The following is a 21,172-nucleotide window of genomic DNA, read 5'->3' as shown; positions in this document are numbered from 1 at the left end:
TCACCGAGGTATCCCATGACTGCTGAACGCAAGCCGATGACCTTGCCGCGCCTGGCGCAGATGCATGCCGGCGGCGAGAAGATCGCCATGCTGACCTGCTATGACGCGGCCTTCGCCAGCCTGCTGGACGAGGCGGGCGTGGACATCCTGCTGATCGGGGACTCGCTGGGCAATGTGCTGCAGGGCCGCGGCTCCACGGCGCCGGTGAGCCTGGAGGACATGGTCTATCACACGCTGTGCGTGTCGCGCGGCCACCGCTGGGCCTGGATCGTGGCCGACCTGCCCTTCGACAGCTACCACGTCAGCAAGGAAGAGGCTTGGAAGAGCGCCGCCGCGCTGGTCAAGGCCGGCGCCCACATGGTGAAGCTCGAAGGCGGAGGCTGGACGACCGAGACCGTGCGTTTCTTGAGCGAGCGCGGCATCCCGGTCTGCGTTCACCTGGGCTTCACGCCGCAGACGGTCAACGCGCTGGGCGGCTTCAAGGTGCAGGGCCGCGACGAGGAGAGCGCCGCGCGCATCAAGCGCGAGTCGCAGGAGGCCGTCGAGGCCGGCGCGGCCATGCTGCTGTACGAGATGGTGCCGGCCGCGCTGGCCGCCGAGATCACGGCCGCGTCGCCGGTGCCCGTCATCGGCATCGGTGCGGGCGTGGGCTGCTCGGGCCAGGTGCTGGTGCTGCACGACATGCTCAACATCACGCCGGGCCGCAAGCCGCGCTTCGTCAAGAACTTCATGGCCGGCCAGGACTCGGTGCTGGCCGCCGTTAAGGGCTATGTGGACGAGGTGAAGGCCGGCCGCTTCCCCGTGGACGCCGTCCACGGTTTCTGAAATGAAACGGCCCCTCGCCCAATCTCGCCGCGCTGAACGCGGGCGAGCCTGGTCGGTACCCCGAGGGGCCGGCTTGGGAGCTGCCCAGCGCTCGGCCCGACATACCGAAGAACTGATATGCAAGTGATCCACACCATCGCAGCGCTGCGCGACGCGCTCGCCCTCCATCGCCAGCGTGGCTTCGTGCCCACGATGGGCAACCTGCACGACGGCCATCTGGCGCTGGTGAAGCAGGCGCGCGAGCTGGTGGGCCCGGCCGGTGCCGTGGTCGCCAGCATCTTCGTGAACCGGCTGCAGTTCGCGCCGCACGAGGACTTCGACACCTACCCGCGCACGCTGGAACGCGACTGCGAGCTGCTGGCGAGCGCCGGCTGCGACATCGTCTTCGCGCCCAGCGAGAAGGAGCTCTACCCCGAGCCCCAGGGCTACAAGGTGGTGCCGCCGCCCGAGCTGGCCGACATCCTGGAAGGCCACTTCCGGCCCGGCTTCTTCACGGGCGTGTGCACCGTCGTGCACAAGCTGTTCAACCTCGTGCAGCCCACGCTGGCCGTGTTCGGCAAGAAGGACTACCAGCAGTTGATGGTGCTGCGCCGCATGACGGCGCAGATGGGCCTGCCCATCGCCATCCACGGCGGCGAGACGCGCCGCAGCGAGCAAGGCCTGGCCCTGTCGTCGCGCAACGGCTACCTCAGCGACGCGGAGAAGGCGGAGGCGCTGCGGCTGTCGCGCACGCTCAAGAACCTGATCGCTCGCTGGCAGGCCGGCGAGCGGGACTTGGCCGCACTGGAGCTTGAGGCGATGCAGTCCCTGGTTGATGCCGGCTGGGCGCCGGACTACGTGACGCTGCGCCGCCAGCACGACCTGGGCGCGGCCGTCGAAGGCCAGCCGCTGGTGGCGCTGGCCGCCGCGCGGCTGGGTACCACGCGGCTGATCGACAACCTCGAAGTCGTCAGTTGACGCTGAGCAGCTCGATGTCGAACACCAGCGCGGCGTTGGCCGGGATGCTGGTGCCCGCGCCGGCGCTGCCATAGGCCAGTGCGGCGGGGATGGTGATGGTGCGCTTGCCGCCCACCTTCATGCCCGTGACGCCCTGGTCGAAGCCAGGGATGACCGTGCCGGCGCCGAGCTTGAAGCTGAACGGCGTCTTGCCCACCGAGGTGTCGAACTGCGAGCCCTTGGTGGTGGCCACGCGCACGTCGTACACATAGCCGGTGTAGTGCACCGACACGGTCTTGGTGGTGTCGGCCTGCGCGCCGGTGCCTACCGTGGTGTCGGCGGTCTTCAGCGCGGTCACGGCGGCCCAGCCGTAGGCGTCGGTGCTGGCGCCGGAATCGCTGCTGCCACCACTGCCACCGCAGGCGGCGAGGGCGAGGCTGGCGCTCAGGGCGAGCAGAAGGGTGGCACGGCGGGAACGAAGAGCGGACATGGGTGTACGGCTGAAGAGGTGGGTAAGCGCCGCAGCGGGCCGCGACGGCGCGGACTATAGCCAGCGTGCGTAAAGGCTTGTAAGCAAAGTCAACACGGAGGTTGCCGGGCCGTTGAGCAGGCCAGACCGGAGACCTGCCATGCGCCTGCATTCACACCGCTTCACCAGTTATGTGTTGACCCTGGGCCTGGCCGGCCTGCTGACCGCCTGCGGCGGCGGTGGTGATGACCACCACGGCGGTGGTGGTGGCACGCCCTACCCGCAGCCCAATCCCAACCCGAACCCGCCCACGCTGTCCTGCAGCGCGGCGGGCCTGGCCGCGTCGGCTGCGTCCGCCTGGCCCACGGTCTGCATGCTGACCAGCAGCGGCGAGATGGTCGTCGAGCTGTACGACACCTACGCACCGCAGACGGTGGCCAACTTCTACAAGTACGTGGCCGCGGGCTTCTACACGAAGACGCTGATCCACCGCGTGGACCGCGACTTCGTCGTCCAGGGCGGCGGCTACACGACCGGCATGGTGACCAAGGCGCCGCTGTATGCGCCCATCAAGCTGGAGAGCAACAACGGCCTGTCCAACCTGCGCGGCACCCTCGCGATGGCGCGCCGCAGCGACGCTGACTCCGCCACCAGCCAGTTCTTCTTCAACGTGCTGGACAACACCAGCCTCGACTACCAGAGCCCCGCCAACCCGGGCTACGCGGTGTTCGGCCGCATCGTCTCGGGCCTGAACACGCTGGATGCCATCAACGTGGTGCCCACCTACACCTACAGCGCCAGCGACATCCAGCCGCGCACCGAGGTGTTGGTGTACTGGGTGCAGCGGCTGAAGTAGCCGCGCCGCTGGCCCCGGGTTCTCGCCATTCGTCAGCCCGCCCGGCCGTTCGTCATCGCGTGCCCGGCGTGGGCTGCGGGCTGCGGCAACATGCCGGCCATCACAACACCTTCTGGAGTCGAGATGTCCCGCAGCAAGCGTTCCTGGGCCGGCCTGTTCGGTGCCGCCGTCGCCATCGCCACCGCGCTGTACGTCGGCCGCAGCGAGGCCGCACCGGTCGAGTTCCGTGACCTCAAGGTCGAGGTGGTCGGCAACGGCCGCCCGGTCGTCATGATCCCCGGCCTGAACAGCGCCGCCAGCACCTGGACGGAGACCTGCGCTGCGCTGCAGCCCGGCGTGCAGTGCCACATCGTGCAGCTGCCCGGCTTTGCCGGCGCGCCTGCGGTGAAGACCGAGGCCTTCCTGGACGGCATGCGTGACCGCCTGCTGGCCTATGTGGACGACCGCCAGCTCGACAAGCCCGTCATCATGGGCCACAGCCTGGGCGGCGCGCTGGCGCTGAAGATGGCCGCCGAGAAGCCCGGCCGGCTGGAGCGGCTGGTGATCGTGGACTCGCTGCCCTTCTTTGCCGGCCTGCGCGGTATGTCGCCCGAAGCCGCCAAGGGTGCGGCCGCGGCCATGCGCCAGCAGATGCAGAACTCGACCCAGGCCCAGTGGGAAGCCGGTGCGCGCCAGGGCGCCATGGGCATGAGCCGCAGCCCGGCGAACAATGAGCGCGTCATCGCCTGGAGCCTGGCCAGCGACCGCACCACGTCCGCACAGGCTATGTCCGAGCTGTGGGGCGAGGACCTGCGCCCGCTGCTGCCCAAGATCACCACGCCCACGCTGGTGCTGGGCGCCTGGGCTGCCTACGAGCCCATGGGCTCGACGATGGACAGCACCCGCAAGATCTTCGAGGGCCAGTACACCGGGCTGAACGGCGTCAAGGTGTCCATGAGCCCACGCGGCTACCACTTCCTGATGTGGGACGACCCGGAGTGGTTGGTGGGCGAGGTCAAGGGCTTCCTGGCCGCCGCTCGCTGATCCATGACGAACACCCGACGCGCCGCGCTGCAGGCGCTGTTGTGGAGCGGGTACGTGGCGGTCTCGCTGGCCATGGTGGCCAGCGTCAGGCCGCTGACGGGTTCGCTCACCTTCGTGATGGTCTGCCTGGGCGCGCTGCTCTGGGCGGCTAGTGAGGGCTTGCGCGGCCTGGCGCTGTGGCAGGGCTGGCTGGACCGCTCGCCGCGCTCGCTGCTGTTCTGCGTGATCTTCATGCCGCCGGTGTTCGCGGCGCTTGTGCAGCTCACGCTGCTGGTGATCAACAAGGCCGGCCTCGCGCTGGGCTGGCTGAGCTTTCCCCCTGGTACGCCGTACGGCGGGGGGGTGCTGGCCGGCTACACCGCCAACACCAGCATCCTGCTATGGCTGTGGCTGACAGCCTGGGTGGGCGCGCAGTTGCTGACGCGCTGGCGCCAGGGCGAGATCGCCAAGTGGCAGGCCGAGGCCGCCGCCCGCGCGCTAGAGCTGCAGGTGCTGCGCGCCCAGGTCAACCCGCACTTCCTGTTCAACGCGCTGAACAATCTGCGCGCGCTCATCAACGAAGACCCGGCCCGCGCCCGCGACATGGTGAGCCGCCTGTCCAACACGCTGCGTCACACGCTCACGCACAGCGCCCGGGAGCGCGTGCCGCTGGCCGACGAGCTGGCCGTGGTGCGCGACTACGTGGCGCTGGAGCAGCTGCACCACGAGGAGCGGCTGCAGGTGCAGTGGCAGATCGACCCCGCGGCAGGTGAGGCCCAGGTGCCGCCCATGCTGCTGCAGCTGCTGGTGGAGAACGCCATCAAGCACGGCATCGCCCGCACGCCCGGCGGCGGCGTGGTGGACATCGCCATCACCCGCCACGGCGCGACGCTGAGCATCGCCGTCAGCAACCCCGGCCAGTGGAAGCCCATGCCGGACGCGCCCACCAGCACCGGCCTGGGTCTGGTGCACCTGCGCGAGCGGCTGGCGCGCGCGGGCGGCGACGGCGCGGGCTGCCGCATCGACGCGGCCGACGGGCGCGTGCGCGTCTGCGTGACACTGGCGGCATGAGGATATTCATCGTCGAAGACTCGCGCCTGGCCCGCCAGGAACTGCGCACGCTGCTGGGCGCCATCCCCGATGCCGACATCGTCGGCGAGGCCGCCGAACTGCTGCCCGCGCGCGAGGCCATCGAACAGCTGCACCCCGACCTGCTGCTGCTGGACGTGGAGCTGCCCGGCGCCACGGGCTTCGACCTGCTGGACCAGCTGGAGCACCTGCCGCTGGTGGTGTTCACCACCGCCTACGACCAGCACGCGCTTGCCGCCTTCGAGCGCAATGCGCTGGACTACCTGCTCAAGCCCATCGCGCCGGACCGGCTCGACGCCGCACTCGCCAAGGCCCGCGAGCGCCTGCGCCCGGCGGCCGCTGCGCCGGCCGCAGCCCCCACGGGCAGCGCGGGCAGCAAGGGGGCTGACGACATGGTCTTCCTGCGCGACGGCGAGCGCTGCTGGTTCGTGCGGCTGGGCGACATCACAGGCTTCGAGGCCTGCGGCAACTACGCCCAGGCCTGGTTCGATGGCCAGCGCCCGCTGATCAGCCGCACACTCACCAGCCTGGAGGAGAAGCTGGACCCGCAGCTGTTCTTCCGCGCCAGCCGCAGCCACCTCATCAACCTGCGCTGCATCCAGTCGGTGGCGCCGTCCAGCAGCGAGGGCTACCGCGTCACGCTGCGCGACGGCCACCAGGTGGAGGTGTCACGTCGCCAGGCCAAGCTGCTGCGTGAGATGCTTGAGCTATGAGTGCGCCGATTGCCACCATCCGCCGCATCGCCATCACCACCGGTGGTGGCGACGCCCCCGGGCTGAACGCCGTCATCCAGGCCGTCACGCGGGCGGCTCTGCAGCGCGGTTGGGCCTGCCTGGGCATCCGCGACGGGTATGACGGCCTGCTGCGCCCCGAGCGCTACAGGCCGGGCGACGGTTGCATCGCGCTGACGGCCGAGCGCGTCGAGGGCATCGCGTCGTTGGGCGGCACGCTGCTGGGCTCCACCAACCAGGGCAACCCCTTCGCCTACCCGGTGTGCCAGGCCGACGGCAGCACGGTGCTGGCCGACCGCTCGCAGGACCTGCTGGACGCGCTGGCGCGCGAGCAGGTCGACGCGCTGGTGGCCGTGGGCGGCGACGGCTCGCTGGCCATCGCGCACCGACTTGCCCAGCGCGGCCTGCGCGTGGTGGGCGTGCCCAAGACCATCGATAACGACCTCGACGGCACCGTCACCACCTTCGGCTTCGACACCGCCGTGGCCTTCGCCAGCGAGTGCATCGACCGCCTGCACACCACGGCGGCCAGCCATCACCGCATCATCGCGGTGGAGGTGATGGGGCGCTACGCCGGCTGGATCGCGCTGCATGCCGGGCTGGCGGGGGGGGCGCATGCCATCCTGCTGCCCGAGCTGCCCTTCGACCTCGCGCGGGTGGCCGAGCTGGTGCGCCAGCGGGACGCGCAGGGCCTGTCGCACTCCATCGTCGTGGTAGCCGAGGGCGCCCACCCGCGCGGTGGCGAGCGCACACTGAGCGGCCCGGCCGAGGCCGGCCACGCCGAACGGCTGGGCGGCATGGGCGAGCAGGTCAGCCAGGCGCTGGCACGCCTGACGGGCAAGGACGCCCGCTGCGTGGTGCTGGGCCACCTGCTGCGCGGTGGCAGCCCCAGTGCCTTCGACCGCGTGGCCGCGCTGCGCTTCGGCGCAGCAGCCGTGCGCGCGCTGGCGGCCGGCCAGCACGACGTGATGGTGGCGCTGGACGGCAACGACGTGCGCCCCGTGTCGCTGGCCGACGTGGCGGGCCGCATGAAGGCCGTGCCGCTGGACGGCGACACGCTGGCCACCGCGCGCGACCTGGGCCTGTGCCTGGGCGCTTGAGCCTCGCGCAGCTGCAGCCTGACACCGCCCTCGTGCAGCCCGTCGCAAGCCGGGCGACAGCGCCGAGCAGCGCGCCTACGCTACGGGCTTCATTCAAACCAACGAGGGAAGCCCCATGAACCGCATCGCCACCATCCTCACTGCCGTGACCGCCGCCGCCCTGCTGAGCGCCTGCGTGTTCGCGCCGCCGTCCGGCTCTTCCAACGCGTACGACGCCGATGCGCTGGCCAAGAACAGCGACCGTGCGATCGCCGCCTGCGGCGCCGGCAACGTCAAGGAAGTCAGCGCCAAGAGCTACAGCTGCAAGTGAGGCGCCGCGCTGGCGACGAGAGGCATCGCCAGCGCACTCAAGCTTTCAGGAACTCGGCCTTCGTGCCCAGCCAGCGCGCCACCTGGCGGCGCGCGGCGTCGGGATGCTCGTCCAGCAGCCACGGCGCCAGCTCGCGGGCGGCCACCAGCAGCGGCGCGTCCTCTTGCAGGTCGGCAAAGCGCAGCAGCTCGGCGCCGCTCTGGCGCGCCCCCATGAACTCGCCCGGGCCGCGGATGTCCAGGTCGCGCCTGGCGATCTCGAAGCCGTCGGTCGTCTCGGCCATGGCCTTGAGGCGGGACTTGCCGGTCTCGGACAGCGGCGGCGTGTAGATCAGCACGCAGACGCTGGCTTTGCTGCCACGCCCCACGCGGCCGCGCAGCTGGTGCAGCTGCGCCAGGCCAAAGCGCTCGGCATGCTCGATGACCATCAGGCTGGCGTTGGGTACGTCCACGCCCACCTCGATGACGGTCGTTGCCACCAGCACGCTCATCGCGCCGCTGGAGAACTGCGCCATCACGGCCGCCTTGTCGGCCGGTGCCATGCGGCCGTGCAGCAGGCCCACGGCCGTGCCGGCCAGCGTGGCGCTCAGCTCCTCGTGCGTCTCGGTGGCGTTGCGCAGGTCGATGGCCTCGCTCTCCTCCACCAGCGGGCAGACCCAGTAGACCTGCGCGCCGTCGGCCACCGCGAGGCGGATCTTGTCGATGACGTCGTCGCGCTTGGCCGACGTGAACACCTTGGTGACGATGGGGCTGCGCCCGGGCGGCAGCTCGTCGATGGTGGAGACGTCCAGGTCGGCGAAGTAGGTCATCGCCAGGGTTCTTGGAATCGGTGTCGCACTCATCATCAGCATGTGCGGCTCCAGATCCATCGCTTTGAGTTTGTTCCTCAGCGCCAGCCGCTGCGCCACGCCGAAGCGGTGCTGCTCGTCGATGATGGCCAGGCCCAGCTTCGCGAAGCGCACCTTGTCCTCGATGACGGCGTGCGTGCCGACGATGAGCTGGGCCTCGCCCGACGCGGCGGCGTCCAGCATCTTCTGGCGCGCCTTGCCCTTCACGCTGCCGGTGATCCAGGCCACCTTCAGCCCCAGCGGCTCCAGCCAGCCGATGAGCTTGCGGAAGTGCTGCTCGGCCAGGATCTCGGTGGGCGCCATGAGCGCGCATTGCCAGCCGGCATCAATGGCCACGGCTGCTGCCAGCGCGGCGACGACCGTCTTGCCCGAGCCCACGTCGCCCTGCAGCAGCCGGTGCATGGGCTGGGGGCGGGCCAGGTCTTGCGCCACTTCCTCGCACACGCGCTGCTGTGCGCCGGTCAGCTGGAAGGGCAGCACGGCCAGCAGCTGCTCGTGCAGGCCGCCGTGCCGGGCGCGCAGCGCGGGCGCCACCAGCAGCGCACGCTCGCGTTGGGCGCGCAGCTGCGACAGCTGCTGCGCCAGCAGCTCCTCGAACTTGAGCCGGTGCCAGGCCGGATGGTGGTGTTCGTGCAGCGCTTCCTGCGACGCGCTTGGCGGCGGGTGGTGCAGGTAGGTTAGTGCCTCCTTCAGCGTGGGCAGGCCGGCCGGCACGCAGCCGGGCGGCAGGATCTCGCGCAGGTCGGCCCGCGCCAGGCCGGCGCCCACCGCCTTGCGCAGATAGGCCTGCGGCAGCTGGGCCGAGGTCGGGTAGACCGGCGTCAGCGATTGCGCCAGCGGCGTGTCGTCAGCCACCACCTTGACGACCGGGTGCACCATCTCGCGGCCGAAGAAGCCGATGCGCGCCTCGCCGCGCACGCGCAGCCGCGCGCCCACGGCCATCTGCTTCTGCTGCGAGGGATAGAAGTGCAGGAACCGCAGCAGCAGGCCGCCGCCGCTGCCGTCCTTGAGCTTCACCAGCAGCTGGCGGCGCGAGCGCAGCTCGATCTGGCAGTCCACGACGACGCCTTCCACCTGCGCCGGCTCGTTGTCCTGCAGCGCGGCGATGGGCGTGAGGCGGGTCTCGTCCTCGTAGCGCAGCGGCAGGTGCAGGGCGAGGTCGATGTCACGCACCAGGCCGAGCTTTTCCATCGCCTTCTGGGGCGCGGACTTGGGCTTGTCTGGGGGCGGTGACGGCGGCGCGGTCATGGCCGGCATTCTGGCCGCTGGCCGGGGGTACGCTGGGCGTTCAGCGGAAGTAGCGCTGGCGCAGCCGCTCGTAGCGGCCGTCGCGCCGCAGCGTGTCGAGCGCGGCCTGCAGCCGGCGCACAAGCGCGGGGTCGGCATCCAGGCGCAGGCCGTAGAAGTAGCTGTGCGTGGCGTCCTGCTCCATGGCTGGCTGCAGCGTGTTCAGCGGCAGCTGCAGCTGCCGCAGGTTCCAGGCGGCCGCCCAGTCCAGCAGCGCGATGTACTCCATGCGGCCGGCCAGCAGCTTGCGCAGGTTGGTGGCGTCGTCCAGGCCTTGTTCGAGCTGCAGGCCCGGCCGCAGGCCGGCGGCCTGCAGCTGGCGGTCGGCGGCCGAGTCGCGCACGACGCCGATGCGTGCATTGCCCAGCTCGCTCAGCTGCGCGAGTGTCAGGTCGGTGCGGCTGGCCAGCCGGTACAGCAGTACGCGCCGCTGCGCGATCGGCCCTACCCACTGGAACTTGCTCTCGCGCTCGGGCGTGCGCGTCAGCGAGAACAGCACACTGTGGGCGCTGCCCTCGGCGGCCTGCACGGCGCGCTGCCAGGGCAGCACCTGAAAGGCCAGCTTCAGCCCCGCCTGTGAGGCGATCAGCCGCAACAGCTCCACGCTGAAACCCTGGGCGCCGTGGTCGTCGATGTAGTTCAGCGGCGGAAGGTTCTCGGTGATGCCCAGCAACTCGACATCCCCGCTCGCAGCGACGGCATGTCGTGCAGCGAACAGGGCGGGCAGGGCGATGCAGGAGCGGCGTTTCACGGCGGGAGTCAGGCGGGCGGCGCGAGTCTAGGTCGCCTGCATGACACACCTTTGCAGCCGTGAGCGGCCAGCGTGCGATTTCGCGCGGCCGGCCGGATTGCGTGCTCAGGTCGGCGTCGGGATGCCGGCCATGCGGTCGTGGCTGACGAAGAATTGGCGAGCCATCGCCAGCATCTGGCCCTGGCTCAGCGGCGCGGCGGGCCGGTAGTCGGCGATGCGCGGTGCCAGCTTGGGGCGGTGCGCCTCGATGTAGTGGCGGAACTGGTGGATCACGACATGGGCGCCGGTCACCAGCACCTCGGGCGTGTCCTGCACGGCCTGGCAGATGGCCTCGAACAGCGCGTGTTCGCTGCGCTCTTCGTGCCCATGGGCGCGGCGGTGGTGCGGCTCGATGTTGGCGGCGTGGACCTGGTGGTCGTCGAAATGCAGCACCTGGGCGTGGTGGTGGTCGAGGTGAACGATGGCATGGAACATGTCGGGTCTCCGGTGAAAGATCAGTGGGCGGCTTCGGTTGCGGTCTGGCAGCGCCTGTGGTCAGGGTGTCAGCTCATGGCTCATGGAACCTTCTGGCAACCATGCTGGCACCGGCGCCTCGGGGCGGTATTGCGCTGCATCAAGAGGGGCCGATGGGAGAATCCGCGTCCCTTTTTCTGGTTTGGCACGGGTCCGTCCAGCCCTCCAGCACATGTCCTACACGGTCGCTGACTTCGATTTCGAACTCCCCCCCGAGCTGATCGCCCAGCACCCGGCCGCCGAGCGCAGCGCCTCCCGGCTGCTGGACGGCACCGGCCCCGCGCCGGTGGACCGCGTGTTCCGTGATCTACCCGGCCTGCTGTCCCCGGGCGACCTGCTCGTCTTCAACAACACGCGCGTCATCAAGGCGCGGCTCTACGGGGTGAAGTCAACGGGCGGCAATGTCGAGGCGCTGGTGGAGCGCGTGCTGCCCGGCAGGACCGCGAGCCCCCACGCGGATGCCTCGCATCCGCTGCCCCCCGAGGGGGCTCTGCCGGCTCGGGGCGGCCCAGCGCCGTCAGGCGAGGTCTGGATGCACCTGCGCGCCAGCAAGAGCCCCAAGCCCGGCAGCCGCGTGCGCTTTGCCGATGCCTTCGACGCCGAGGTGCTGGGCCGCTGCGGGCCGGACAACGGCCTCTTCCACCTGCGCTTCGCGGGCGACCCCTTCGCGCTGCTGGAGGCCCACGGCCACGTGCCGCTGCCGCCCTACATCGAGCATGCCGACAGCGCCGACGACGAGCGTCGCTACCAGACCGTGTTCGCCAAGGAGCCCGGTGCCGTGGCCGCGCCGACGGCGGCGCTGCACTTCGACGAGGGCGTGCTGGCTGCGCTGACGGCGCGTGGCGTGCAGCAGGCGCAGGTGACGCTGCATGTGGGCGCCGGCACCTTCCAGCCGGTGCGCGTGGAGCAGCTGGCCGACCACAAGATGCACAGTGAGTGGTTCGAGGTGCCGCCAGCGACTGTGGACGCCATCGCCGCCTGCCGTGCGCGCGGCGGCCGGGTCGTGGCTGTGGGCACCACCACGCTGCGGGCGTTGGAGTCCGCCGCGCGCGGCGGCACGCTGCAGGCCGGCGCTCGCGAGACGGACATCTTCATCACGCCCGGCTTCGAGTTCCGCGTGGTGGACCGCCTCGTCACCAACTTCCACCTGCCCAAGAGCACGCTGATGATGCTGGTCAGCGCGCTGGCCGGCCACGGCCGCGTGATGGCGCTGTACCGCCATGCGGTGGCGCAGCGCTACCGCTTCTTCAGCTACGGCGACGCGATGCTGCTGGACCGCACCCAGCCGACGCGGCCCTGAGCCACCTCGTCCACCGCGGCCGTGAACACGGCCCGCGCGGTGACGGGCAGCGCGAAGCGCATGTGCACCCGCGCTTCGTGCCGCACCTCCAGCAGCGCCGCCGCGTGCTGCTCGGCCAGCCGGCGCAGCCGGCCCTCCAGCTCGTAGGGCAGCTCGCAGCCCAGCTCCACCTGCGCGACGCGTTCAATCTTGTCGGCCGTCAGCAGGGCCTGCGCGATGCAGTCCGTGTAGGCCCGCACCAGCCCGCCCGCGCCCAGCTTGACGCCGCCCCAGTAGCGCACGGCCGTGGCCAGCACGCCGTCCAGCCCCTGGTGGCGCAGCACGTCCAGCATGGGCCGGCCGGCGGTGCCGCCGGGCTCGCCGTCGTCGTTGGCCGCCGAGTGGCCGCCGGCCAGCAGCGCCCAGCAGACATGGGCGGCGCCCGGGTGCTCGGCGCGCAGCGCGGCCACGCGGGCCAGCGCGGCGGCGCGGTCGGCGCAGGGCTCCACGCAACCCAGGAAGCGGCTTTTCTTGACGACGAGTTCGTGGGTGGCCGGCGTGGCCAGGGTCAGCGACATGGCGGGATTGTCGGCTGCGACAATCCCGCCAATGCTGAAGTTCGACCTCCTCACCACCGAAGGCCGCGCCCGTCGCGGCACGCTCACGCTCAACCATGGCGTGGTGCAGACGCCCATCTTCATGCCCGTGGGCACCTACGGCACGGTCAAGGGCGTCACGCCGCGCTCGCTCAACGAGATGGGCGCGCAGATCATCCTGGGCAACACCTTCCACCTGTGGATGCGCCCGGGCCTGGATGTGGTGAAGCAGTTCGGCGGCCTGCACCGCTTCGAGAGCTGGAACAAGCCCATCCTGACCGACAGCGGCGGCTTCCAGGTGTGGAGCCTGGGCGCCATGCGCAAGATCAGCGAGGAGGGCGTCAAGTTCGCCTCGCCCGTCAACGGCGACAAGTTGCTGCTGACGCCCGAGGTCAGCATGCAGATCCAGACGGTGCTCAATAGCGACATCGTCATGCAGTTCGACGAGTGCACGCCCTACGAGACCAAGGGCGTGCTGACCACCGAGCGCGAGGCCAAGTCGTCGATGGAGCTGAGCCTGCGCTGGGCCAAGCGCTGCATCACCGAGTTCGAGCGGTTGGAGAACCCGAACGCGCTGTTCGGTATCGTGCAGGGCGGCATGTACACCCACCTGCGCGACGCGTCGCTGGCCGGTCTCGCCGAGCTGGACCTGCCCGGCTACGCCATCGGCGGCCTCAGCGTGGGTGAGCCCAAGGCCGAGATGCAGCGCATCCTCGAACACACGGGCCACCAGCTGCCGGCCAACAAGCCGCGCTACCTGATGGGCGTCGGAACGCCGGAAGACCTCGTCGAGGGCGTCAGCCAGGGCATCGACATGTTCGACTGCGTGATGCCCACGCGCAATGCGCGCAACGGCCACCTGTTCACGCGCTTCGGCGACCTGCGCCTGCGCAATGCCCGCTACAAGGCCGACGAGTCGCCGGTGGATCCGACCTGCAGCTGCGAGTGCTGCACCGGCTTCAGCCGTGCCTACCTGCACCACCTGGACCGCTGCGGCGAGATGCTGGGCCCCATGCTGACCAGCGTGCACAACCTGCACTACTACCTGGCCCTGATGCAGGAAATCCGCGACGCGCTGGACGCCGGCAGCTTCGAGGCCTGGCGCGCGCAGTTCCACGCGGACCGGGCGCGCGGCGTCTGAGCCGGTGCCGCCTCAGGCGGCGTGACCGCCATGTCCGCGCCGGGTGGACAGCGCAGCTGCGAGGCGGCCGTTCATCAGTTCGTTGACCGGCGAGTGCGGCGCGGATCTGCGCCTGGGTCGATGTTGAAGCTGGGCCTTATGTTTCGTCGGACAGGTTGCTAACGCGATAGTCGGTAGCCTGTTGCTCGACGTAGAAGAGGGGCTTGGGATTTGGCAGCGTCACTTGCAGGCGTGCTGCCACCTCAGTGGCGATCTGCGCTGCGGTTTCGCTGCGTTGTTGGCACCGCTCAGCCCAACTGCGGCCAGGGTGCAGAACATCCCAGCGAGGGCGCAGACCGTTGTACCTGCCCTTGCCTGGGTCGTGGTTTCCGAAGCCATCGATGGTGGTGTTCCAGATCGGACTGAACTTGGCGATCAGCAGCGATTCACCGAGCGGGATCCAGATGTCATCAACGACGAGATATCGGCAACTGAAGTCACCCACATCGAGTGTCGGGGTCGCTCGCAGGCTGTCTGCGTGCTCCGCGAGGCGCTTGTACAGCGCCGAAGTCTGCGCACCGTCCTTGCCGGTGCCGCCTTTGCGGGCGCCTGCGGGCACGGCCTTGCCCACGTAGATCGGTGCTTGAGGATCGTCACCATGATTCAGTGCGGCCAGTCGCTCGTAGGGTGCTGCCGGGCCGCGGTAATACAGCGCATAGAGCCCAGCCCCGGCAAAGCGTGTGAGCGCGGGCAGAGGCTGCGGTTTGCGGCCCAGCAAGGCTTCGGCAACGTTTTTGCCGAGATTGATCTTGTCGAGTGGGTTGTAGGGGTCAGCGTTGCTCATGCGGTGACCAGTGATGGCATCTGAACCTGGCGCAGGTCATGCTCAAGCAGGTGCGAGGCCACACTGGAGGCTACGATCTGCCCTAGCCGTACCGGGACCGCGTTGCCGAGTTGCCGCATGGCTTCGCTCCACGAGCCATGCAGTTCGTAGCCGTCGGGGAAGGTTTGCAGTCGGGCAGATTCGCGAATGCTGAAGTAGCGCACCGAGCCGTCGTGTCTGACGAGCATGTTCTCGCCTCCGGGCACGCCATGGTCGCCGGCTTTCAGCGTCTTGGCCGGCAGATCCAGCGGGCTTCCGGTGTGACCGGGATAGCTGCGAGCGCCCGGCTGCAGCCGGTGGTTCAGGTGACGGGTGTCGCCATCGCGAGGCTCCGGCAAGCCCGTCAGCGCATCGCGCACCGTCATCCAGGGGTGACGGGTCGGCGGTAGCCCGAGGCCACGCAGTCGGGCAATCAATGTCGCCTGCGTGGAGGCGGGCTCGGGGCGGTGTTTGCGGGCGACGGCGTGCCTGTCCCAATACTCACCGGTGACGTATTGGTCGTGAAGCAGTGCGTCGAGAGCGTGCGTCTCACGGGGGAACGACCACCGGACGTTCAAGTCCTTACGGAACCCCACCATGAACACGCGCTCCCGCTTTTGTGGAACGCCATAGTTGGCGGCGTTCACCAGCGTCGTGACAAGGTGATAACTGAGACCAGTGTTGCCGCGCCGCACTGATGTCTTGAAGGCTTGCAGGCGGGCGTGGTGATCAACCCAGCTGTCGTCGGGGCGACGGCGCAGTTCGGGGAACTCCAACTGCAGTTGGATGTACTGAAAGTAGTTGTGGAACGTGGCGCGTGTCAGCCCTTTGACGTTCTCGACGATGAATGCGCGCGGTTGCAGGCGTCGAATGACGTCAACAGTTGCGGGGAACATGTCGCGTTCGTCCTGATTCGCGCGATGCTTCCCGCCCATCGAGAAGGGCTGGCAGGGGGGGCCCCCTGCGACCAAGTCAATACCTCTGGCGGCTTCGGTGGTGCAAAAGGCATCGATCCACTGACGCACGTCGCCTTCAAAGACTGGCCAGTCGGCAACCAGAGGATGACCGCGCTCACTGTTCTGACGAACGGTGTCACAGGCCCAGCGGTCCCACTCCACAACGCCATGGCTCTTGAAGCCTGCGAGGGACACGCCCATGGCCAGTCCACCCGCGCCAGCAAATAGCTCGATGGACTTCAACGCCATTGAAACTCTCCCAATCTTTCGCGGCGCGGATTATGCCGGGACGCCCAGGCCAGGCAGGTCCAATGCCAGCGTTGCCCGCACGCGCGCATGCAACAGCTCGGGCGTCACCCCCGCAGCCTGCAGCGGCTCATCCACCGTCAGGCTCACCCGGCTCCACAGGCCGCGCCGCAGCGGCTTGACCATCGCGTGGCCGCCCTCCACGCGCGAGAAGTAGCTGCCCCACAGATTGCCCAGCGCCATCGGGATGACCGGCACGTCGGGCAGGCCGTCGATCAACTTCATGACGCCGCCCTTGAACGGCTGCAGCTCACCGTCGCGCGTGATCCCGCCCTCGGGGAAGATGCAGACCATCTCACCGTCGGCCAGCACGGCGCGGGCGGCGGTGAAGGCGGCCTCGTAGGTGGCGGGGTCGGTCTTCTGCGGTGCGACGGGGATGGCCTTGGCGAGCTTGAACATCCAGCCCAGCACGGGGATCTTGAAGATCTGGTGGTCCATCAGGAAGCGGATGGGCCGGGGGCTGGCGGCCATCAGCAGCACGGCGTCGACGAAGCTGACGTGGTTGCACACCAGCACGGCCGGGCCGCTGGTCGGGATGCGCTCGTCGTGGACGATGCGAAAGCGATAGATCAGCCGTGTGAGCACGAAGGCCGCGAAGCGCAGCAGGTACTCCGGCACGATGAGGAAGATGTAGATGCCGACGATGGCGTTGGCGATGCCAACGGCCAGGAAGACCTCGGGGATGGTCAGGCCGGCGCCGAGCAGGGCGCCGGCGATCAGCGAGCTGGCAATCATGAACAGCGCGTTCAGGATGTTGTTGGCCGCGATGATGCGGGCGCGGTGTGTGGGCTGCGCGCGCAGCTGGATCAGCGCGTACATGGGCACGCTGTACAGGCCGGCGAACAGCGCCAGCAGCGTCAGGTCGGCCAGCACGCGCCAGTGGGCCGGCTGCGCCAGGAAGGCGGCGACGCTGAGCTCGGCGGCCGGTGGCAGGCCGGTGGAGGCGAAGTACAGGTCGATGGCGAACACGCTCATGCCGATGGCGCCCAGCGGCACCAGGCCGATCTCCACATGGCGCTTGCTCAGCAGCTCGCACAGCAGCGAGCCGATGCCGATGCCGATGGAGAACACCGCCAGCAGCAGCGAGGCCACCTGCGGGCCGCCGTGCAGCACCTCCTTCGCGAAGGCCGGGAAGTTGGCCAGGAACACGGCACCGAAGAACCACATCCACGAAATGCCCAGCAGCGAGCGGAACACCGCGAGCTGCTCATGCGCGAGCCGCAGGTTGCGCCAGGTCTCGGTGACGGGGTTCCAGTTGATCTTGAGGCCGGGGTCGGTGGACGGGCTGGCGGGGATGCCCTGCGCCGTCAGCCGGCCCAGCACGGCCAAGGCGAGGCAGGCCCAGGCCACGTGCTGCGGGCCGACGACCGGCGTGTCCACCAGCACGCCGCCGGCCAGTTGGCCCAGCAGGATGGCGACAAACGTGCCCATCTCCACCATGCCGTTGCCGCCAGTCAGCTCGCGCTCGTTGAGCTGCTGCGGCAGGTAGGCGTACTTGACCGGGCCGAACAGCGTGGAGTGCAGCCCCATCAGGAACACGCACGCCAGCAGCGTGGGCACATGCGCGGCGTAGAAGCCCCAGGCCGCCAGCGCCATGATGGCGATCTCCAGGCTCTTGACGAGCTGCATCAGGCGCGCCTTGTCATGCTTGTCGGCGAGCTGGCCGCTGGTGGCCGAGAACAGCACGAAGGGCAGGATGAACAGCGCGCCGATCACCAGGCCGGCCATTTGCGGTGGCAGCCAGCTGAGCTGCAGCTGGTAGGTCACCATCAGCGTGAACGCGAACTTGAAGACGTTGTCGTTCGCGGCGCCGAGGAACTGCGTCCAAAAGAAGGGTGCGAAGCGGCGTTGCTTCAGCAGGGCGAACTGATTGGGATGCTCGTGGCTCATGGTGTGACCAGCTGCAGGGGTTCCGAGAGGCCGCTGCGCATCAGCCAGTCGAACATCGAGTCGGCGGTCACCGTATCGATGTGCCGGGTCATCCGGCGCGCGGTCGGATGATCGTCGAAAGCGATGTTGGCCCGCGTGAGCCGGCCACCCAGCCGCGTCAGCGCCGACAGCCGCAGGTCGGTGGGCTGGTAGCCCTGGTGCTTGAGCCAGTCCTGCGCCGCGCGCCGGCTGACCACGCCCGGCGCGGCAGCGGCGGCCAGCGTCTCCAGTGCCCACTGATTGCTCTGCTGGTAGGTCGTGCCGAAGGCGTAGGCCACCATGCTGTAGCGCCGCTCGTGGAAGCGGGCGACGCGGGCGTTGTCGGTCAGCACCGGAAGCAGCGCCTGTTGCAGTTCGGGCTTGAGCGCGACGAAGGCCGCCTCGTAGCGGTGCGGGCTGTCGAGGAAGAACTCGCCCAGGCCCTGGCGGAACAGCGCGGCCTCGTCGGTGCCGCAGTGGTTGAGCTTGTGCATGACGCGCCAGACCGCCGGCTGCTGCGTGCTGTCCTTGTAGGCGAAGCCCACGTGCGACCAGCGCAGGTGGTACTCGGACAGGTCCTGCCCGGCGCGCGCCAGGATCAGCACCTGCGCGCCGCTGTCGTCCAGCCGGCGCGCCGTGGCCTGGGCGAGGGCCAGGCCTTGCTCCAGCTGGCGGGTGGTCTGCGGCTTCTCCTCGCAGGGCCGGCCGGCGTGGGCGGCCGGGGCGAGGGCCAGGCCGGCCAGCAGGCACAGCGCGGCGGCGGCGCGTTTCATCGCGTCACCCGCTCGTTGTGCAGCAGCGCCTTGCCGATCTCGTTGGGGATGAAGCAGATCACCTGCCCCGCCGCCGACAGCACCGTGCCGGCGCCGATGACCGACACCGTGATGGCCGCGCCGGTGGACACGGCCACGCCCTCGGCGAGCTTGCCAGAGGCCTTGATGCTGAGGCGGGCGCCGTCGGAGGCGCGCTCCAGCACCCACACCGTGGCCGTGCCGACGACCTCGACGCTGACCACCGTCAGCGTGACGCCGGCCGACAGCAGCCCGGCCGGCACGGCGACCAGGGCGGCGCCGGTGACGCTGACCGCGCCGACCGACAGTGCGATGGGTGCGACCGACAGCGTGGCGCTGGCCTCGGACGGGGTGAGGTGGGCATGTGCCGGCTGGCACAGCGCCAGGGCCAGGGTGGTGGTGGCGAACAGGGTTTTCATCATCAACTCCTTGGGGGTCAGGCGGCGGGGTGCAGGTCGGCCGGCAGGGCTTGCGCCTCGCGGCGGCCTTGCAGGCGGGCGTCCAGCAGGTCGGCGTCGTGCGCGTCGCGCAGCATCTTGGCCAGGGTGAACACGTTGGAGATCAGGTAGAGCCAGCACACGCCGAGGTAGGCCTTCCAGACCGGCTGGATCTCCATGCGCCACAGGCCCCAGCCCGTCAGGCCCATGGCCAGCGCGAAGCCGGCCCACACGACGACGCGCCACATCGGCGTGTCCACGGCCTGGGCCTGGTTGTCGCGGATGAACTTGGCCAGCGCGAAGGCGGTGGACAGGCAGAACACATAGCCCATCACCATGAAGGCGCGGTCCAGATCCTGTCCCGGCAGCCAGGCCAGGCCCGAGGCGCACAGCGTGACGCTGATGCCGAACGAGACCCAGACCTGCAGGCGCCAGGCGCGGGTATCTCGGCGGATGTCGGCGGAGAGGCTGTTCATGTGTCGTCCCTGGGTGGTTTCGGAATGGGCGCGATGTTGCGTGAAGCCGCCGGTGCCGCGGCGGGTAATCCTGCCGAGGCGCGCGGCAAGCGACGACTGGTAGCGTTTGGCGCGCCTGAGGCCCGGTTTTCTGTCGTTCTGGGGGCGTGATCTGCTGCTGAGTGGTGCGCTGGTGCGATACCGTTCTCCCCCATGTCGAGCACCCAATCCCTCGTGGCCCTGATCAAGGCCGAGCTGAAGAGTCAGGGCCTGAGTTACGCGGCGCTGGCCGGTGAGCTGGGGCTGTCGGAGTCCAGCGTTAAGCGCATGCTGGCGCCGGGCGGCGAGATGCCGCTGTCGCGCGTGGACGAGATCTGCCGCGTGCTGAAGCTGGAGTTCGCGGAGCTGGCAGGGCGCATGGCGGCGCAGGCGCCCACGCAGCGCGTGCTGAGCCTGGAGCAGGAGAAGGCCGTCGTTGCATCACCGACGCTGCTGCTGGTGGCTATCTGCTGCCTGAGCCTGTGGACGCTGGAGGACGTGTTGGCCCGCTATCGGCTCAACGAGGCGGACGCGGTGGCCGCGCTCGTCAAGCTGGACCGGCTGGGCGTCATTGAGCTGCGGCCGGGCAACCGCTACAAGCTCAAGGTGGCCAAGACGCTGCGCTGGCGGCCGCAGGGGCCGGTGATGCAGTTTTTCCGCGAGCGCGTGATGGCGGACTTCTTTGCTGGCGGCTTCGATGGCGAGGGCGAGCTGCTGACGCTGGTGCACGGCGAGTTCGGCGCCGGCCATGCGCGTGAGCTGGCCGATCGGCTGCAGCGCGCCGCCGATGATTTCGCCCGCCAGCACCTGCTGGACCAGAAGCTGCCGCAGGCGGACAAGCGGCCCTACAGCGTGGTCATCGGCCTGCGGTCCTGGGTGTTCGAGGCCTTCCGCGACCTGGAGCGGCCCGGGCTGGGCCAGCGCAAGGGCGCGGCCACGGAGCGTGTCACCAGAACTCCCAGCGCCCGGTCGCGATGACGTAGACGCCCAGCATGCCGTTGGTCACCGCGTGGGCGATGACGGCCGTCCACAGCTTGCCGGTGCGGCGGTAAAGCAGCGCGTAGGCCAGGCCCGCGACGATGGCCGCCAGCCACAGCGTGTGCGCCAGCATGAAGACGAAGGTGGACAGCACGATGGCCTTCAGGCCCACGGTCTGCGGGTCCACCCGCTCGAAGCCCGGGTGCTGCACCCAGCGCATCAGGAAGCTGCGCCAGAACAGCTCCTCCATCACCGGCACGACGAGCGCGGCGCCGATCAGGCGCAGCACCACCAGCGGCCAGATCAGCCGGCCCTCGCTGTCCAGCGGCACGAAGCTGGCGGTGGCTTCGCCCAGCTGCATCCACGGGGCATCCAGCTGCACCCAGACCGCGAACACGGCCACGCCCACCGCGACGGCCCAGCCGGTCTCGCGCGCGTCGGGCAGGTTCTGTCGGGTCAGCTCGCCGTAGCGGCGCCAGTAGCCGGCCAGCAGGCCCGCGACGATGAGGGCCTGAGCGCCGTAGATCCAGCGCGCGTCCCAGCCCAGGCTGTCGGGCAGGTAGCCGCGCAGCGCGAGCAGCGCCATGAAGACGGCGAACGGAATGCAGCGCACCAGCGCGGCCGGGCTGAGGGAGGCGGGATGGGCAGACATGGCGACGCCAGCTTAGCTGGCGCCGGTGACAGTCGCTGGTGCCGGCCGCCCCCGAAGCGCAGGGGGGCGCCGGCCGC

General features: G+C 69.7%; 23 protein-coding genes. 11 read left to right on the top strand and 12 right to left on the bottom strand.

From position 1 onward, the window contains the following. Window positions 1-15 precede the first annotated feature (15 nt). On the top strand, window positions 16-825 hold the full coding sequence (panB, locus tag ACG0Z3_RS04775) for a 3-methyl-2-oxobutanoate hydroxymethyltransferase (RefSeq protein ID WP_394395798.1): 810 nt from the start codon (window positions 16-18) through the stop codon (window positions 823-825). Between the two features lie 117 nt (window positions 826-942). Continuing rightward, window positions 943-1,782 carry a pantoate--beta-alanine ligase gene (panC, locus tag ACG0Z3_RS04770; RefSeq protein WP_394395796.1) on the top strand — a complete coding sequence of 280 codons (840 nt, stop codon included), beginning with the start codon at window positions 943-945 and terminating at the stop codon, window positions 1,780-1,782. Here panC and ACG0Z3_RS04765 read toward each other — a convergent pair. After that, a complete protein-coding gene (locus tag ACG0Z3_RS04765; RefSeq protein ID WP_394395794.1) occupies window positions 1,775-2,251 on the bottom strand; it encodes an FKBP-type peptidyl-prolyl cis-trans isomerase in 477 nt (158 codons plus the stop codon). The genes panC and ACG0Z3_RS04765 overlap by 8 nt on opposite strands. A gap of 139 nt (window positions 2,252-2,390) precedes the next feature. Here ACG0Z3_RS04765 and ACG0Z3_RS04760 point away from each other — a divergent pair, with 139 nt between their 5' ends. From ACG0Z3_RS04760 to ACG0Z3_RS04735, 6 genes are all read left to right on the top strand, one after another. Next, window positions 2,391-3,086: a peptidylprolyl isomerase gene (locus tag ACG0Z3_RS04760; protein WP_394395791.1), complete on the top strand. Its 696-nt coding sequence runs from the start codon at window positions 2,391-2,393 to the stop codon at window positions 3,084-3,086. Window positions 3,087-3,209: 123 nt separating this feature from the next. Beyond that, a complete protein-coding gene (locus ACG0Z3_RS04755) occupies window positions 3,210-4,109 on the top strand; it encodes an alpha/beta fold hydrolase (RefSeq protein ID WP_394395789.1) in 900 nt (299 codons plus the stop codon). Between the two features lie 3 nt (window positions 4,110-4,112). Continuing rightward, window positions 4,113-5,159 (top strand): sensor histidine kinase, encoded by a 1,047-nt coding sequence (locus ACG0Z3_RS04750; RefSeq protein WP_394395786.1) that lies wholly within the window; start codon window positions 4,113-4,115, stop codon window positions 5,157-5,159. Beyond that, entirely contained in the window at window positions 5,156-5,890 is a 735-nt protein-coding gene (locus ACG0Z3_RS04745) for a LytR/AlgR family response regulator transcription factor (RefSeq protein ID WP_394395784.1), read from the top strand. The genes ACG0Z3_RS04750 and ACG0Z3_RS04745 overlap by 4 nt, the downstream gene beginning before the upstream one ends. Next, on the top strand, window positions 5,887-7,008 hold the full coding sequence (locus tag ACG0Z3_RS04740; protein WP_394395782.1) for a 6-phosphofructokinase: 1,122 nt from the start codon (window positions 5,887-5,889) through the stop codon (window positions 7,006-7,008). Before ACG0Z3_RS04745 ends, ACG0Z3_RS04740 begins: the two co-directional genes overlap by 4 nt. A 115-nt stretch (window positions 7,009-7,123) precedes the next feature. Further along, window positions 7,124-7,318: a hypothetical protein gene (locus ACG0Z3_RS04735; protein ID WP_394395780.1), complete on the top strand. Its 195-nt coding sequence runs from the start codon at window positions 7,124-7,126 to the stop codon at window positions 7,316-7,318. A 37-nt stretch (window positions 7,319-7,355) separates the two neighbouring features. Here the strand turns inward: ACG0Z3_RS04735 and recG are convergent, their stop codons facing one another. From recG to ACG0Z3_RS04720, 3 genes are all read right to left on the bottom strand, one after another. Then, window positions 7,356-9,413 (bottom strand): ATP-dependent DNA helicase RecG, encoded by a 2,058-nt coding sequence (recG, locus tag ACG0Z3_RS04730; protein WP_394395778.1) that lies wholly within the window; start codon window positions 9,411-9,413, stop codon window positions 7,356-7,358. A 40-nt stretch (window positions 9,414-9,453) separates the two neighbouring features. After that, window positions 9,454-10,203, bottom strand: a complete 750-nt coding sequence (locus tag ACG0Z3_RS04725; protein ID WP_394395776.1) for a substrate-binding periplasmic protein — start codon at window positions 10,201-10,203, stop codon at window positions 9,454-9,456. Between the two features lie 105 nt (window positions 10,204-10,308). Continuing rightward, complete coding sequence (locus tag ACG0Z3_RS04720) at window positions 10,309-10,677, bottom strand: hypothetical protein (RefSeq protein WP_394395774.1); 369 nt, start codon at window positions 10,675-10,677, stop codon at window positions 10,309-10,311. Between the two features lie 211 nt (window positions 10,678-10,888). On the opposite strand from ACG0Z3_RS04720, the gene queA reads away from it, so the two are divergent. Beyond that, window positions 10,889-12,016 carry a tRNA preQ1(34) S-adenosylmethionine ribosyltransferase-isomerase QueA gene (queA, locus tag ACG0Z3_RS04715; RefSeq protein ID WP_394395772.1) on the top strand — a complete coding sequence of 376 codons (1,128 nt, stop codon included), beginning with the start codon at window positions 10,889-10,891 and terminating at the stop codon, window positions 12,014-12,016. Here the strand turns inward: queA and ACG0Z3_RS04710 are convergent. Next, window positions 11,968-12,573 carry an IMPACT family protein gene (locus ACG0Z3_RS04710; protein WP_394395770.1) on the bottom strand — a complete coding sequence of 202 codons (606 nt, stop codon included), beginning with the start codon at window positions 12,571-12,573 and terminating at the stop codon, window positions 11,968-11,970. The genes queA and ACG0Z3_RS04710 overlap by 49 nt on opposite strands. Window positions 12,574-12,604: 31 nt before the next feature. Here ACG0Z3_RS04710 and tgt point away from each other — a divergent pair, with 31 nt between their 5' ends. After that, a complete protein-coding gene (gene tgt, locus ACG0Z3_RS04705) occupies window positions 12,605-13,732 on the top strand; it encodes a tRNA guanosine(34) transglycosylase Tgt (protein ID WP_394395767.1) in 1,128 nt (375 codons plus the stop codon). Window positions 13,733-13,868: 136 nt separating this feature from the next. Here tgt and ACG0Z3_RS04700 read toward each other — a convergent pair whose 3' ends face one another. From ACG0Z3_RS04700 to ACG0Z3_RS04675, 6 genes are read right to left on the bottom strand one after another with little or no spacing between them, the layout of a single operon-like run. Beyond that, window positions 13,869-14,555, bottom strand: coding sequence for an Eco29kI family restriction endonuclease (locus ACG0Z3_RS04700; RefSeq protein WP_394395765.1), 687 nt, complete (start codon window positions 14,553-14,555; stop codon window positions 13,869-13,871). Further along, window positions 14,552-15,778 carry a DNA cytosine methyltransferase gene (locus tag ACG0Z3_RS04695; RefSeq protein WP_394395763.1) on the bottom strand — a complete coding sequence of 409 codons (1,227 nt, stop codon included), beginning with the start codon at window positions 15,776-15,778 and terminating at the stop codon, window positions 14,552-14,554. The genes ACG0Z3_RS04700 and ACG0Z3_RS04695 overlap by 4 nt, the downstream gene beginning before the upstream one ends. 30 nt (window positions 15,779-15,808) lie before the next feature. After that, on the bottom strand, window positions 15,809-17,725 hold the full coding sequence (locus tag ACG0Z3_RS04690; protein ID WP_394395761.1) for an MFS transporter: 1,917 nt from the start codon (window positions 17,723-17,725) through the stop codon (window positions 15,809-15,811). Then, the gene (locus ACG0Z3_RS04685) at window positions 17,722-18,516 is read right to left on the bottom strand and encodes a DUF2145 domain-containing protein (protein WP_394395760.1); all 795 of its coding nucleotides are present in this window, start codon (window positions 18,514-18,516) and stop codon (window positions 17,722-17,724) included. The genes ACG0Z3_RS04690 and ACG0Z3_RS04685 overlap by 4 nt, the downstream gene beginning before the upstream one ends. Beyond that, window positions 18,513-18,953, bottom strand: coding sequence for a hypothetical protein (locus ACG0Z3_RS04680; protein ID WP_394395758.1), 441 nt, complete (start codon window positions 18,951-18,953; stop codon window positions 18,513-18,515). The genes ACG0Z3_RS04685 and ACG0Z3_RS04680 overlap by 4 nt, the downstream gene beginning before the upstream one ends. Window positions 18,954-18,970: 17 nt before the next feature. Continuing rightward, window positions 18,971-19,447 (bottom strand): YiaA/YiaB family inner membrane protein, encoded by a 477-nt coding sequence (locus ACG0Z3_RS04675; protein WP_394395757.1) that lies wholly within the window; start codon window positions 19,445-19,447, stop codon window positions 18,971-18,973. A gap of 192 nt (window positions 19,448-19,639) precedes the next feature. Here ACG0Z3_RS04675 and ACG0Z3_RS04670 point away from each other — a divergent pair, with 192 nt between their 5' ends. Further along, the gene (locus tag ACG0Z3_RS04670; RefSeq protein ID WP_394395756.1) at window positions 19,640-20,443 is read left to right on the top strand and encodes a helix-turn-helix domain-containing protein; all 804 of its coding nucleotides are present in this window, start codon (window positions 19,640-19,642) and stop codon (window positions 20,441-20,443) included. Here the strand turns inward: ACG0Z3_RS04670 and ACG0Z3_RS04665 are convergent. Then, the gene (locus ACG0Z3_RS04665; RefSeq protein ID WP_394395755.1) at window positions 20,412-21,095 is read right to left on the bottom strand and encodes a CAAX prenyl protease-related protein; all 684 of its coding nucleotides are present in this window, start codon (window positions 21,093-21,095) and stop codon (window positions 20,412-20,414) included. The two genes, ACG0Z3_RS04670 and ACG0Z3_RS04665, sit on opposite strands and share 32 nt — an antisense overlap. Window positions 21,096-21,172: the final 77 nt, after the last annotated feature.

It is taken from the genome of Pelomonas margarita, from assembly GCF_043555875.1.
Taxonomy (GTDB): domain Bacteria; phylum Pseudomonadota; class Gammaproteobacteria; order Burkholderiales; family Burkholderiaceae_C; genus Pelomonas; species Pelomonas margarita.
This window is presented reverse-complemented; position numbering and strand designations above follow the sequence as displayed.

Excerpts from the sequence above, each read along its gene's own strand:
- panB (WP_394395798.1), top strand. The coding sequence starts at position 16 with ATGACTGCTGAACGCAAGCCGATGACCTTGCCGCGCCTGGCGCAGATG.
- panC (WP_394395796.1), top strand. The coding sequence starts at position 943 with ATGCAAGTGATCCACACCATCGCAGCGCTGCGCGACGCGCTCGCCCTC.
- ACG0Z3_RS04765 (WP_394395794.1), bottom strand. The coding sequence starts at position 2,251 with ATGTCCGCTCTTCGTTCCCGCCGTGCCACCCTTCTGCTCGCCCTGAGC.
- ACG0Z3_RS04760 (WP_394395791.1), top strand. The coding sequence starts at position 2,391 with ATGCGCCTGCATTCACACCGCTTCACCAGTTATGTGTTGACCCTGGGC.
- ACG0Z3_RS04755 (WP_394395789.1), top strand. The coding sequence starts at position 3,210 with ATGTCCCGCAGCAAGCGTTCCTGGGCCGGCCTGTTCGGTGCCGCCGTC.
- ACG0Z3_RS04750 (WP_394395786.1), top strand. The coding sequence starts at position 4,113 with ATGACGAACACCCGACGCGCCGCGCTGCAGGCGCTGTTGTGGAGCGGG.
- ACG0Z3_RS04745 (WP_394395784.1), top strand. The coding sequence starts at position 5,156 with ATGAGGATATTCATCGTCGAAGACTCGCGCCTGGCCCGCCAGGAACTG.
- ACG0Z3_RS04740 (WP_394395782.1), top strand. The coding sequence starts at position 5,887 with ATGAGTGCGCCGATTGCCACCATCCGCCGCATCGCCATCACCACCGGT.
- ACG0Z3_RS04735 (WP_394395780.1), top strand. The coding sequence starts at position 7,124 with ATGAACCGCATCGCCACCATCCTCACTGCCGTGACCGCCGCCGCCCTG.
- recG (WP_394395778.1), bottom strand. The coding sequence starts at position 9,413 with ATGACCGCGCCGCCGTCACCGCCCCCAGACAAGCCCAAGTCCGCGCCC.
- ACG0Z3_RS04720 (WP_394395774.1), bottom strand. The coding sequence starts at position 10,677 with ATGTTCCATGCCATCGTTCACCTCGACCACCACCACGCCCAGGTGCTG.
- queA (WP_394395772.1), top strand. The coding sequence starts at position 10,889 with ATGTCCTACACGGTCGCTGACTTCGATTTCGAACTCCCCCCCGAGCTG.
- ACG0Z3_RS04710 (WP_394395770.1), bottom strand. The coding sequence starts at position 12,573 with ATGTCGCTGACCCTGGCCACGCCGGCCACCCACGAACTCGTCGTCAAG.
- tgt (WP_394395767.1), top strand. The coding sequence starts at position 12,605 with ATGCTGAAGTTCGACCTCCTCACCACCGAAGGCCGCGCCCGTCGCGGC.
- ACG0Z3_RS04700 (WP_394395765.1), bottom strand. The coding sequence starts at position 14,555 with ATGAGCAACGCTGACCCCTACAACCCACTCGACAAGATCAATCTCGGC.
- ACG0Z3_RS04695 (WP_394395763.1), bottom strand. The coding sequence starts at position 15,778 with ATGGCGTTGAAGTCCATCGAGCTATTTGCTGGCGCGGGTGGACTGGCC.
- ACG0Z3_RS04690 (WP_394395761.1), bottom strand. The coding sequence starts at position 17,725 with ATGAGCCACGAGCATCCCAATCAGTTCGCCCTGCTGAAGCAACGCCGC.
- ACG0Z3_RS04685 (WP_394395760.1), bottom strand. The coding sequence starts at position 18,516 with ATGAAACGCGCCGCCGCCGCGCTGTGCCTGCTGGCCGGCCTGGCCCTC.
- ACG0Z3_RS04680 (WP_394395758.1), bottom strand. The coding sequence starts at position 18,953 with ATGAAAACCCTGTTCGCCACCACCACCCTGGCCCTGGCGCTGTGCCAG.
- ACG0Z3_RS04675 (WP_394395757.1), bottom strand. The coding sequence starts at position 19,447 with ATGAACAGCCTCTCCGCCGACATCCGCCGAGATACCCGCGCCTGGCGC.
- ACG0Z3_RS04670 (WP_394395756.1), top strand. The coding sequence starts at position 19,640 with ATGTCGAGCACCCAATCCCTCGTGGCCCTGATCAAGGCCGAGCTGAAG.
- ACG0Z3_RS04665 (WP_394395755.1), bottom strand. The coding sequence starts at position 21,095 with ATGTCTGCCCATCCCGCCTCCCTCAGCCCGGCCGCGCTGGTGCGCTGC.